This is a genomic window from Pseudomonadota bacterium (assembly GCA_036339585.1).
GTDB lineage: Bacteria > Pseudomonadota > Alphaproteobacteria > UBA8366 > UBA8366 > UBA8366.
Map to the genome: position 1 here is coordinate 1 of JAYZAS010000014.1, position 12811 is coordinate 12811.

Here is a 12811-nt window from a genome sequence, read left to right on the forward strand (position 1 = left end):
TAAGATAAGAAATGCAGCGGCGGGCGTCTAATTGGTGTGGCCCGGTAATGGCGCGTGTTGGGCAAATATCTATGCATTCATTACAACTGCCGCAGTGATTTTTCTCGGCTTGATCCGGTTCAATTTTCAAGGTTGTGTATATCTCGCCTAAAAATAGCCATGACCCGTAACTAGGCGAAATGAGATTCGTATGTTTACCTTGCCAACCAATACCAGCCTGCTGAGCCAATGGTTTTTCCATTACTGGTGCAGTGTCGACAAAGACCTTTACCTCGCAACCACTATCCGTTTGTAACCACCGGGCAAGCGTCTTCAAACGCTTTTTAATTACATCATGGTAATCGTTATTCCGTGCATACACTGAAATCATTCCGCGTTTATCAGACGCAAAATGTCTCATTTCAGCGAGTGGATCTTTGTCTGGCCCGTAGTTTACACCAAGCACGATTATAGTCTTCGCTTCGGGCCAAAGGTTGTTTGGCTGTTTTCGTCTATCAATTTTCTTTTCAAGCCATTGCATTTCCCCGTGTTTACCAGCGTCCAAAAATTTTTTTAAATTACGCCCCACTGTTTTGGGGAGTTCAGCGCAAGTAAACCCTATTTGATCAAAGCCCAACTCAGCCGCTTTAGCTCGGATTTCCAGCTTGGAACTCATTTTAGTCCCTGCCTCGGTATATACTTGCGGGAGTTTCTGGGACAAAAATATCCTCTGGCGCGGGGCCACTTTGAAAAAAAATGTCTATCGGAATGCCTCCACGAGGATACCAAATTCCACATACACGAAGCCATCGAGGCTCAGTTGCAGTTGTCAGACGCTTTCCTATGGTGATTGTGCAGTCCTCATGAAAGGCACCATGGTTCCTAAATGAAGACATGAATAGTTTTAATGATTTGCTCTCAACGAGTTTCTGATCAGGTACGTAATCAATTGTGAATTTTGCAAAATCAGGCTGACTCGTTATCGGACATAATGACGTGAATTCGGGACAGGTTAATCGCACTACATAGTTTGTGTCATAGTGTGGGTTGGGAACAGTTTCTAGTATTGCATCACTTGGCGATTGCGGAATTGATACTGTTTGGCCAAGCTGATTGAGTGTGTTATTTTCTGCCATTTGTGACCCCTGTTTGCCCTTTCGGTCGATTATTTAGCAATTAAAAAATTAGGCTCAAAATAGGGAAAAGAACGAATCGAGTTTTTTACCAAAAATAAACAATGCAGAACTCCATATTCCGGGTAAACCAAATATTAATGCTTGTTGCACAGTTTCACATTTTAGACACCAGTAAACTCAACAAAAGATCCGATGCCTTTCTCGGTGGCCAAATCGAAAGCTTTGGTCGCGAGCGCGACATCCTCCATGACGATTCCGTGAGAATTGTAGGGTGTGATAGCATCTGATTGTCTATGGATTTGGCCTTTTGCTTTGATGCAGTCGGATAATTCGAGCACGCCATCCCAACAAAAAGAAGATTTTACGTCTTTGATGGCTCGATTGAGTAAAGCAGATTCCTTTTGAGCTTGGTCTTTATTATTTACAGTCACAATGGAGCACTTCGGAATTACTTCGTCATCAAGCTCCTGTCGCTCCATGCGATTTGCACCAATACTGTTGATGTGTGTTCTTAGACTCAGGTTTTTTCCAAAAAGTACTGGTTTATGGGATGTGGTAGCAGTGCAAATGATCGAACAGTCATACAAATCCAAGTGATCTTTTGCCACGTTAACCAGAAAACCAAGTTGGCTGCTCATTTCTTCCCAGAATTGAAATGTTTTAGGCTGATCCCTGCCCAGAACGATTAAACTATCTATGGGTCTAACGGCACGGATTGCGAAAATTTGCGTGCGCGCTTGGCGGCCTGCACCAATCACACCTAAACTTGTCGCATTCTCCTTTGCTAAATATTTTGTTGCAACTCCACTGGCAACCGCCGTTCGAAGAGCGCCAAGGCGAAAAACCTCAATGATTGCGTCGACCCTTCCGGTTTTGCTATCTATAAGGAGGAGTGGGCGGCCTGAGTCACTGTCGAAAACCATTGATGATGAAACTTTTACAGCAATCTTTTTCATTGGTATGACAATCGCCGATGTAAGTCGCAGGTAGCCACCCGGAGTATTGATTTGCTGACTTGGAAGATTAATTACGCCATCTTGGCCATTGATTTTAAATACTTCTTCTGCTGTATCTATTGCATCAGCAATAGTTATAAGGCCACCAATATCAGCTTCCGACAAGCATATCGCCATAGTTTCCCCAGTGTATTAGCTACGGTGCAACAGGCATGCGTCACCGTATGAATAAAATCTGTAATTATCTTTTATGGCATGCTGATACGCATTTTGTATCCTTTCAAGCCCCGAAAAAGCGCTTACCAACATGAATAATGTTGATTTGGGTAAATGAAAATTGGTGATGAGCATATCAACCGCTTTGAACTTGTATCCCGGCAAAATAAAAAGATCTGTTTCACCATCAAATTCGTTCACCTCACCATTTTCGCTAGCCGCACTTTCGACAAGCCTTAGGCTTGTGGTGCCAACAGCAACTATCCGCTTTCCCAATGACCTAGTATCATTGATTAAATTGGCTGTTTTTGAACTTAAGCGTCCTACCTCTGCGTGCATTACGTGACCCTCAGGCCTTTGATTTCGAACTGGCAAAAATGTGCCTGGCCCAACATGAAGTGTAACCTTTGCGAACCGAATACCATTACTGGCAAGTTTGTCGAATAGCTGCTGAGTAAAATGCAAACCAGCGGTTGGCGCTGCAACAGCGCCTGGCTTTTTTGCATAAATAGTCTGATAGTTGCCGTAATCAGCTTCCTGAGACTTTGGAAGTCGATTAATGTAAGGAGGCAATGGCATTTCTCCATTTTTAACCAAAGATAACGCCAAATCGTTTGTAATGAAGTCGAGAATAATCTCTCCGTCATCTAACTTCCTTTCAACTCTGGCGCATAGATCTTCTCCAAATACGATAATATCATTGAGCCTTAGGCGACGGCCGGGACGCGCAAATGCCCGCCACATATTTTTTTCTACGTGTCGGTGTAAAGTAGCCTCAACGTTCACCTTTCCCCGTTTACCATAAAGCCGAGCCGGAATAACTTTAGTGTCGTTAATTATTAGTAAGTCTCCTGGTTTAAGCAATTTGGGAAGGTCTCGGATTACGCAATCATTCAATGTTTGGCCTATTTCTAACAGGCGCGCGCTGTCTCTTGGGCGAACTGGCTCTTGAGCTATTCGATCCGGCGGCAGATTAAAATCAAATTCGTCAAGTGTAAAAGTGTTCATCATTACGTTTAGTTATCCTGTGGCAGTTTATGACCGGCATGAATTTTACAGGTTCGGGCCACTGCGCCTTTTAAGCATCTCTGGAAGGCCATAAATGTTCGCATCTTAAAATTTGCTGATCGATTAAGCTCAATTCACCAATAACTGGTACTATTGAAAATTTTTGACTTAAACAAAAGAAATTATTGGGAGTTATCCGATGATTTTGAGCGTGCTATCATTTACCAAAGACCATTGATACTAGTCGAAGATACGCTTTTTTGTGAATTCTTTCTTATGGGGTGATCATTGCAGAATTTCAAACGCTCAAGATATGCACTGTTAAATTCCGATCAAATAACAACTGCTGACGAAGTTGCTATTTCTGGTGGTGTTTCAGGCAGAACTTTGATGGCCAATGCTGGGCAAGCCGTCGTAAATGAAATTACAGCACGTTGGGGGCCACAGCAAACAACTGTTTTATGTGGCCCAGGCAATAACGGAGGTGATGGCTTTGTTATTGCTCGACTGCTGCGCGAACGCGGTTGGTCGGTGCGGCTTGGATTGCTTGGTTCCAGCAATGGTATTTCCGGCGATGCGCAAGGTCACGCTAAATTGTGGGGAGGTCCCAACGAAGAATTTTCGGTGGATTTACTGAAAGGTGCGACGTTGGTTGTTGATGCAGTTTTTGGTGTTGGCTTGTCTAGGCCGATTGAGGGCTCAGCGCTTGAAGTCTTGAAGGCCATAAAGGGTCGAAAATGTGTAGCAGTTGATGTGCCAAGCGGCGTTGATGCGGATACCGGCGCTATCCATGGGTTTGCGCCAACAGCGGACTTGACGGTAACATTCTTTCGCAAAAAACCTGGCCACTTACTTCTGCCGGGGCGCAACTTTTGTGGTGAGTTAATAGTTGCCGATATTGGTATTCCAGAAACAGTTTTAGAGACTATTTTGCCGAAGGCTGCCGAAAACAGTCCAGCCTTATGGTTCTCAAGCATGCCAACCCTTAACCCCTGTGACCACAAATTTTGCCGAGGTTATGCTGTTATTGCTGGTAGCGCAGAAATGCCCGGAGCTGCAATACTCGCGGCCGCTGGAGCAAGGCGGGCTGGAGTGGGTATGGTCAGCCTCGCAGTGCCTAGGGAGGCGGCTGCAATATGCCGATTGGCTGTACAAGGAGCAGTAGTGCGTGTAGTTCGGGATACCGGCACCTTTGAAGCAGTTGTTGAAGACCCGAGGGTCGGTGCAGTTCTAGTTGGCCCTGGACTTGGTGTGACCGTTTCTGCGCGGGAGCGAGTATTGGCTGCTTTTAAGCACGGGCGGTCACTCATTTTGGATGCAGACGCAATTTCGGTTTTTGAAAATAACAGAGATCTTTTATTTTCCAGCGCATCGCGTCCATATGTAATGACGCCACATGAGGGAGAATTTAAACGCCTTTTTGATTTTGACGGAGATAAAGTTAGTCGCGCCCGGTCCGCTGCTTATGAGAGTGGGGCCATAATTGTACTAAAGGGTGCAGATACTGTTATTGCCGCTCCGGATGGCCGCGCCATTATAAATAGTAATGCTCCTCCAACACTAGCTACATCAGGCTCTGGAGATGTCTTGGCAGGCATAGTAACATCGCTGGTTGCGCAGGGGATGGAACCATTTGAGGCAGCTGCAGCGGGGGTTTGGATGCATGGGGAGGCGGCAAAGGAATTTGGTTTGGGTCTAATTGCTGAAGACCTGCCGGAGATTTTACCGAAAGTATTCAAGGACCTAAAAACAAAGAAGGATTTAGCTGGTGGTAAACGGGTCTAAAAACTCAAAATTTAAAGCAGGTGAACAAGTTGAAATGTCCTCCGTTAACTCATCGACATGGCTTGAGCGGTTGCGCGGAATATGGCGGGATATTGCAGGTACCTTCTCTGGTTCGGTTCGGCCCGATTTATCAAATGATGGCGATATTCTTGATTTACGGGAGCAGATGAAAAATTGTCTTGAGGCAAGAGGGGGAGAAATTTCTGCGCGAGCCAGAGCAGCTTTTCTCGGGCAAACATATATCGGGCTCGATATAAATGGTCGAAGGCGGTTTCTGCAGCTTCTTGCTAGTAGCTTTCAAACTGATGAGTTGGCTGTTAGCAATGCAATCAGTGAATACAATGCAGCAAAGCTTGATAATGTTCCTAAAGCAGTGAAAAACCTTCGGATGGCATTAGAGCCAAGGCCCATTAGGTTGCTTACCCAATTCAATGCTTTGCCACAGGGAGTGAAATTCCTTGTGGATATGCGTTCGGATTTACTCAGCTTCAAACAAAAAGACTCATCACTCCAGGCGCTTGAGCACGATTTTCGGCGATTATTGACTTCATGGTTTGATATTGGTTTTCTAAAATTGGAACGTATTAGCTGGGACCACCCTGCATCACTTTTAGAAAAATTGATTGAGTATGAAGCTGTACACGAGATACGCGGATGGGGCGATCTCAAAAACCGGCTAGATGCCGATCGTCGGTGCTTTGCATTTTTCCATCCGCGTATGCCTGATGAACCCTTAATCTTTGTTCAAGTTGCTCTTTTGAATGGTCTGGCGAAAAGCATAGACGAATTACTTGATCCATCGTCCCCAACCTCTGAGGCCGAAAAAGCCGATACTGCAATATTTTATTCCATTTCTAACGCACAATCAGGGTTGGAAGGTATCAGTTTCGGAGGGTTTTTGATAAAAAGGGTCGTTGATTTGTTGCGTACAGAATTTCCTGGGCTACGACAATTTGCAACCCTATCGCCAATGCCGGGATTCAGAAAATGGTTTGAGAAATCATTGGATAATGGAGAGTTAAATATCGCCCCTAGCGAAATGAAGGGCTTGCTAAGTGAATCGAAAGCAAATGATGTGGGCGTCACTGCCGATCAAACTTTTCTAAAGTCAGTTCTTAATTCTAAGGAATGGTATCTGGATGAGGCAAAAGCGCCGGCAGTTCGGCCTATCCTTATGAAGGCTGCAGGCAAATATCTTGCTTGTTGCAAACGGAAAGATGGAATTCGGGCATTAGACCCGGTCGCTAATTTCCATTTAACAAATGGCGCCCGAATCGAAAGGTTAAATTGGCTTGCTGACAGATCAGAAAACGGCATAACAAATGCTGCAGGATTGATGGTCAATTATCTTTATGATCTTGAAAGAATCGAGGCAAATCATGAGGCTTACAGCATCGATGGGAAAACTGCTCTGTCTCCGGCTATAAAGCGCTTGCTGAAATCCTGATTACTCCATAGATACCCAAGGCGTATTTGTTATTTTTTGAGTTATAGGGATGCGTCTAAAGGGTAAGACTGAAGGTCTATTTGTTGGCGCAAGAGGCCGAGAGCGTGCGAGCACTTTGATTAAACGAGGACGCAAGATTTGTTTAATCAAAGTCGGTGACATGTTTTACCGGACCCGTGCTGATCACACGTTAGAGGTTGCGCGTGTTATAGCTGTCTCTTCGGATAGCTTTAGCATTCCTCATATCAGGTATGAGATCGAGTTTAAACATCCACAAAGATCACATTCAGTTGTCGAGGGGCCCAGAGTTCTAGCTCTTGGGGCGTTCGCTGATACTTACACTGATAGGCTCGCTGCCTAATCTGCAAATGCCCCCAACTAAAAACGGAATTCATTTGGGCTTCTTAACAACGCGTGAGCACGAGGCTAGCGGTGCAAGCAGTCGACGGGAGCGATAGAGTGAGCGAAGCTTTAGAAAAAGGATGCGGCTTTGAATTTGCTCCATGGACTTTTTGCGTGGAGAAAAAAGAGCAGGTGCGTAAATTGAATTGCAGTGGCGTTAATCCGGAAATTTACGGTAACCAGGTCGAAATAGCTATGCTTGGTTTACCAACAATAAAAGTATTAATGGCGGCTGACATACCAATTTTAGGCGGTGTTCACCTTTCACAGCGGTTTCGTCAGATAGAGCCGCTTCAGCTTGAGGAGCCTATAACAGTCGCTGGACAAATCATGGAGATAAATCCACATCCCCGGGGCTGTATTCTGCACAGTCACTTTAAATATTCTCGATCAAACGGTCATGTGTGTGTGGAGGCAGAGCGGTCAGGCATTATCGCTGTAGGAGCAAAAGAGCCGTCTCGCGGTATTCCTCGTCCTTCGGAAACCTTAGAGGGCTTTTCTGAGATAATGAGCCGAAGTCTTATTCCAAAGTTGGTGGCAGAGTATAGCAATGAAGCCGGTAACTTGATTCACTCTGATCCTGCAGTTGCAGCAAAACATGGATTTCGCGCGCCGATTGCTGCAGGTCTGATGGGAATTCATTTTTACCGTGAGGCATTGCAGAAGGCCTATCAGCCGAATGCTTTTGATCTTGAAGTTTGGTTTAGACGGCCAATGTTTTGGGACGACATTATGACCTTAATGGCATTTAAAGAAAAAGGCCGCATTCGCGCCATGCATCTTTTGTGCTCAAGCGGAAAACCGGCAAGCAATTGTATCGTACATTCAGTTTGAAGTATTATTGGTAATAATTTTAGGCAAAGCTTTCCTATCTTAGCAACGAATGCCTCTTTCAGCAGAGTTAGGACACTCATAACAAAGCAATATGAGCTGCCTCTGTTTACCTCGAACTAACCCAGTGTTAGCTTGCCCCAACACTCTTGTTCAGATAGAGCCATAGTGCGCTTGTGAAAAAACAGCGGAGTTAATTCACTTTTTTGACCATGGGGCAGGTGAAGTGTCGGATTTCTGGTTGAGGCAAAGAAGCAGCCTTGTATACCCAGTGCCCTCAATAGGCGGGGAGCGATGTACAATGCCAGCTTCTGTTGCGCTGCTACAGCCTTTAAAAATTGCTACGTCATGGGGGGTGAGGCTTTCAATTGGTCCTCTGAATTGCAACTGTTGGCTCAAAGCCTGCTCTCCATATTCAGGTAGAACCCATTCCGTGTTAGGGCCAAGGTAAGTCGTAAGTAACCGCGTTTTTACATAGTCACGGTGAAATTTCCAACATGCGTTATCAGTCACTCTTTCTAACCGTATGTCGACCATCTCTTCTCCGGTAATTTCTGCATACACCGAAGCAAGACCCTCTATATCCTCTATAAAGAGGTCGGTAACGTTTTTTATTCTCAGGTTACGGTCTTTAAATGTAAATTCCATAGCACCCCGAACATCAGATGTTTTAACAAGGACGCGTGCGTGAGGTAGGCGATCTATGCTCATCTGCCCGAGCCAAGTTTGCAATTGATCGGGCAGCGAACGTTTCCAAATCACCAATTTAGTTGCCGAATTAGAAATCGCACAAAGTCCGTCGCGTGATTGGACAGTTTGAACGTCAACTTGTGTCTCAATTAATCCATTTAAAGATCTGTAATTACTGGAACTTTTCAACTCTTGAGCGGTTCTCATTTTGTAGCCTCCGGACGCCGCCACCTAGGAAATGGGTCTGAAAAGTTGGGCAGGGTGGCAATATCCTTGGCAAGTGTTTCCGGAACAAGACAGGCATCAAGGGATCCTTCTAATTCCGACCAATTTATCCCGTTGCCTATGAAAACAATTTCTTGCCTTCTGTCACCCCAAGGCTCCTTCCAATGAGTGTTCATGTAGTCTCGACCTCTTTCATCATCAGGCCATCTTTCTTTTGGTATTGAGGCCCACCAGTTTCCGAGTGCATTGACGGAGGTGAGTGCTCCGGCAAGGGCGAATTCCGCGACCCAATCGGGCTGTGTTGCAATCCAAAAATGGCCTTTAGCACGAATCACGCCGGGCAGATCGCTGTTAAGAACTTTGTGAATTTTTTCCGGATTAAACGGCCGTCGAGCCCTGTAAACAAAGCTTTCTATCCCGTATTCCTCAGTCTCGGGAGTATGTTCCGCATGCCCGTACAATTCCTTCGCCCACATCGCATGTTCATGCGCTCTCTCAAAGTCAAAAGATCCTGTGTTTAGTATTAAATCCGCTGAAACATCGCAGTGGTTCGCTTTGATAATCTTAGCGTCAGCATTAAGGCTACGAATTATTTTGCACGCAGCATCAACATTTCGTGGAGTTGCATCAGAAACCTTATTAAGGATGACGATATCGGCAAATTCGATTTGGTCAGTCAACAAATGCACAATCGTTCGATTATCATCGTCTCCCAAGTTCTCGCCTCTGTCACGCAAGAAATCATGACTAGAGTAGTCTTTAAGTAGGTTTACTGCGTCAACAACTGTGACCATGGTATCGAGGCGGGCTACGTCCGAGAGACTGTGGTCATTTTCGTCTCTAAAGTCGAAGGTTGCCGCCACAGGTAAGGGCTCAGAGATACCGGTTGATTCAATCAAAAGGTAGTCAAAGCGCGCTTCCTCAGAAAGACGCCGAACCTCTGCCAGGAGATCGTCACGTAACGTGCAGCAAATACAGCCATTGGACATTTCAACTAATGTTTCATCGGTTCGGCTAAGTTCTGTATCCGCGCGTACGAGGTCGGCATCGATGTTCACCTCAGACATATCATTGACGATGACAGCTACGCGCTTACCATCACGATTGTTCAAAACGCGGTTTAGTAGAGTAGTTTTACCGGCGCCGAGAAAACCAGACAGCACTGTAACCGGAAGGCGAGCATCTGGTGCCCGCTCAGTTGAAACGCTTGCCATTTACAACTCTCCATGTGTTCGCGGATCAAGAAATTGTCTTAACAGTCAGCTTCCGCGCAAGCATTCGTTATATTATAACATAACATATCAGTTTCACCGCAAAATGCAATTCAAGTTTTGAGCGTAATTGTTTTAAATATTTATGCCCAAAAAGATTTGGGTTTTGTTGTTTTGGCGGGCATTTTCGGCTATTGGACGAGTGATGCGAAGTGTTTAGTTCGCTGCTTTAACAGGTAATTCAAACTTACTCACTCTGTGTGCTTGACCGCTCACCATTCACTACTTATACAAGGCAGTTTGGCGCGCAGAGCTTCCATGCTTTGGCTCTTGGTCGGGCGGGCGTGGCGGAATTGGTAGACGCGCAGGTTTTAGGTACCTGTGGAGCAATCCGTGGGGGTTCGATTCCCTCCGCCCGCACCACTTGCGCTAAATATGCGCTGAAATAGGCTGCGCGATTGAGAAAAGACAGTCGGCGGTGGGAATGTAAAACTGGCGAGTAGAGGGCCATGGAAGTTACAGAAGTAAAAAATGAAGGTTTGAGCCACGAGCTAAAAATCATAGTACCAGCAGAGGATGTCGAGTCAAAAATAAAGGCTAAATTGGAAGAGGTGTCGGGCAAAGTTTCGATACCAGGTTTCCGTCCGGGGAAAGTGCCGCCATCTATAATTCGGCAGCGATACGGCGACGCTGTTCGAGGTGAAGTGTTAGAAATGGCTGTTGGTGAGGCCATGTCTAGTGCTCTGAAAGAGCGGGATTTGCAGCCAGCCATGCAGCCAAAAGTTGAGATTAAAAGGTTTGAGGATGGCGGAGAACTAGAATTCACAGTCGCAGTTGATGTTCTTCCAGAAATCGATCCGGTCGACTTTAAAACGGTTGAGCTGGAACGGCTTAGGGTTGCCGTCGATGATGAGCAAATAGAAAAATCTATTGCTGACATGGCTGAAAACATGGCTGGCAGCGAGCCCATCAGCAGCAAGCGTAAATCTAAAACAGGGGATATTGTCGTCTTGGACTTTGAGGGCAAAGTAGGCGGGGAGCCCTTTGAGGGAGGCAAGGCTACCGATTTTCACCTGACCCTAGGGTCCAATCAATTTGTTCCAGGCTTCGAGGAACAGTTGACAGGAGTTGCAGCGGGTAGCGATGTATCGGTTAAAGTGACCATGCCCGATGAGTATCCCGCCGAAAACCTTGCCGGCAAAGAGGCGTTATTCGAATGCAAGTTGAAAGAAATACGTGAGAAAAAAGAAGCCGAACTTAATGATGAATTTGCCAAAAACCTAGGGCTCGAATCACTTGATGCTCTAAGGACGCAGATGCGTGAGCGGACGGAGAAAGAATATTCTTCAGTTTGTCGTGAAAAAACAAAACGGGCCTTGTTAGATAAGCTCGATAACCTGCACCAATTTGAGTTGCCGGGTTCAATGGTAGATTCGGAATTTGATTCCATATGGCAGCAGTATTTGGAAGCTAAGAAAAATCAATCAGAAAATGTCGAAGATGGTGAGGTTGAAAATCCCGAAGAATTTTATCGCAAAGTAGCTGAAAGGCGGGTCCGTTTGGGGCTACTCCTTGCTGCAGTAGGGCAGCGGAATAACATTGATGTGTCTCCAGAAGAAGTGAACCGTGCCTTAATTGCTGAGGCGCAACGGCATCCTGGGCAAGAGAAAAAGATTATTGAGATGTATCGGGAAAATGAGCAAGCCATGGCTAGCATACGCGCGCCCCTATTTGAAGATAAGGTCATTGATTTTATTCTCGAAATGGCAAATGTGAGTGAGCGTGAGGTAACGCTGGATGAATTAAAGAAAGAGATAGAGGCCGAACAAATAGCTGCTGTTGAAAATAGTCAGCCCAAGAAAAAAATCTCTTCGGAAAAGAAGGCAGCCCCCAAAAAGAAAGCAGCCCCCAAAAAGAAAGCAGCCCCCAAAAAGAAAGCAGCCCCCAAAAAGAAAGCACCTGCTAAAAAAACAGCGGGGTCAGCAAAAAAGGATTAAAATGATGAATGACAATCATTTCCCCTCTCAATTGACTGACTTGGTAGACGGTGCAGACGTACCGAGGATGAACACGCTAGTGCCCATGGTCGTTGAACAAACCAACCGCGGTGAGCGTGCGTACGATATTTATTCTCGACTACTTAAGGAACGGATTATTTTTTTAGTAGGCCCAGTACACGATGCTGTAGCGAGCTTAATCTGCGCCCAATTACTTTATCTAGAATCTGAAAATCCGACCAAGGATATTGCTCTGTACATTAACTCACCGGGTGGTGTTGTTTCGTCAGGTCTCTCGATCTATGACACAATGCAGTATATCCGACCGCAAGTTTCTACCGTTTGTATGGGTCAGGCGGCCTCAATGGGATCGTTATTGCTTGCTGCGGGTGCGGCAAATAAACGCTACTGTCTGCCAAATAGTCGTATAATGATTCACCAGCCGTCCGGAGGTTTTCAAGGGCAAGCCGCAGATATCGAAATACATGCGCGCGAAATTCTTAAGCTGCGTGAACGGCTTAATGAAATCTACGTTAATCATACCGGACAAAAACTCAAGGCGGTTGAGGACGGCATGGATAGAGACAATTTCATGTCGCCTGAGCAAGCTCTTGAGTTCGGTATCGTGGACGAAGTAGTATCGGAGCGTCCTATTGCGGCTGAGGATATAGACAGCGGCTCCGATGAGAGCGACAAGTGAGGCAAGGCCTCTAAGCACTGCTTGGTTTTTCGATTCGTGTTTTTTTGACCGTAGTTAGCCATTTCAACACAGAAATGTCTGCCAACGTGGGTGATTTTAAGAATTAACGACCCAAGCGGAAATTTACCGACTCATTGGTTTTTGAGCAACTTTTACTATATATGAAGGTGTTTGCTCATTTTAAGGGTCAATTGGCATTGGCGTATGGCGCGTCAATTGGCTAAAATC

General features: G+C 45.6%; 12 protein-coding genes and 1 tRNA gene. 7 read left to right on the forward strand and 6 right to left on the reverse strand.

Translation table 11 applies throughout. The features are described from left to right. The 4 genes from queG to queA all read right to left on the reverse strand — a co-directional run. A partial coding sequence (gene queG / locus VX941_09745) for a tRNA epoxyqueuosine(34) reductase QueG (GenBank protein ID MEE2933691.1) occupies positions 1 to 655 on the reverse strand: 655 nt, incomplete at its 3' end. A gap of 1 nt (position 656) precedes the next feature. After that, on the reverse strand, positions 657 to 1115 hold the full coding sequence (gene queF / locus VX941_09750; GenBank protein MEE2933692.1) for a preQ(1) synthase: 459 nt from the start codon (positions 1113 to 1115) through the stop codon (positions 657 to 659). 161 nt (positions 1116 to 1276) lie between these two features. Continuing rightward, on the reverse strand, positions 1277 to 2248 hold the full coding sequence (locus VX941_09755) for an ornithine cyclodeaminase family protein (GenBank protein MEE2933693.1): 972 nt from the start codon (positions 2246 to 2248) through the stop codon (positions 1277 to 1279). A gap of 15 nt (positions 2249 to 2263) precedes the next feature. After that, entirely contained in the window at positions 2264 to 3298 is a 1035-nt protein-coding gene (gene queA, locus VX941_09760; protein MEE2933694.1) for a tRNA preQ1(34) S-adenosylmethionine ribosyltransferase-isomerase QueA, read from the reverse strand. Between the two features lie 285 nt (positions 3299 to 3583). Between queA and VX941_09765 the strand changes: the two genes are divergently transcribed. From VX941_09765 to VX941_09780, 4 genes are all read left to right on the forward strand, one after another. Then, positions 3584 to 5080 carry an NAD(P)H-hydrate dehydratase gene (locus tag VX941_09765; GenBank protein MEE2933695.1) on the forward strand — a complete coding sequence of 499 codons (1497 nt, stop codon included), beginning with the start codon at positions 3584 to 3586 and terminating at the stop codon, positions 5078 to 5080. 34 nt (positions 5081 to 5114) lie between these two features. Then, positions 5115 to 6527 carry a malonyl-CoA decarboxylase gene (locus VX941_09770; GenBank protein ID MEE2933696.1) on the forward strand — a complete coding sequence of 471 codons (1413 nt, stop codon included), beginning with the start codon at positions 5115 to 5117 and terminating at the stop codon, positions 6525 to 6527. 49 nt (positions 6528 to 6576) lie between these two features. Then, a complete protein-coding gene (locus tag VX941_09775) occupies positions 6577 to 6888 on the forward strand; it encodes a hypothetical protein (GenBank protein ID MEE2933697.1) in 312 nt (103 codons plus the stop codon). 98 nt (positions 6889 to 6986) lie between these two features. Further along, a complete protein-coding gene (locus VX941_09780) occupies positions 6987 to 7763 on the forward strand; it encodes a hypothetical protein (protein ID MEE2933698.1) in 777 nt (258 codons plus the stop codon). 195 nt (positions 7764 to 7958) lie between these two features. Here the strand turns inward: VX941_09780 and VX941_09785 are convergent, their stop codons facing one another. Together VX941_09785 and VX941_09790 are read right to left on the reverse strand one after the other, a co-directional pair. After that, positions 7959 to 8657, reverse strand: coding sequence for a DUF1826 domain-containing protein (locus VX941_09785; protein ID MEE2933699.1), 699 nt, complete (start codon positions 8655 to 8657; stop codon positions 7959 to 7961). Continuing rightward, on the reverse strand, positions 8654 to 9889 hold the full coding sequence (locus VX941_09790; GenBank protein ID MEE2933700.1) for a GTP-binding protein: 1236 nt from the start codon (positions 9887 to 9889) through the stop codon (positions 8654 to 8656). The genes VX941_09785 and VX941_09790 overlap by 4 nt, the downstream gene beginning before the upstream one ends. Positions 9890 to 10224: 335 nt before the next feature. On the opposite strand from VX941_09790, the gene VX941_09795 reads away from it, so the two are divergent. From VX941_09795 to clpP, 3 genes are all read left to right on the forward strand, one after another. Continuing rightward, positions 10225 to 10309, forward strand: a tRNA-Leu gene (locus tag VX941_09795). Between the two features lie 86 nt (positions 10310 to 10395). Beyond that, entirely contained in the window at positions 10396 to 11883 is a 1488-nt protein-coding gene (gene tig / locus VX941_09800) for a trigger factor (GenBank protein ID MEE2933701.1), read from the forward strand. Between the two features lie 67 nt (positions 11884 to 11950). Beyond that, positions 11951 to 12583, forward strand: a complete 633-nt coding sequence (gene clpP / locus VX941_09805) for an ATP-dependent Clp endopeptidase proteolytic subunit ClpP (GenBank protein ID MEE2933702.1) — start codon at positions 11951 to 11953, stop codon at positions 12581 to 12583. Positions 12584 to 12811: the final 228 nt, after the last annotated feature.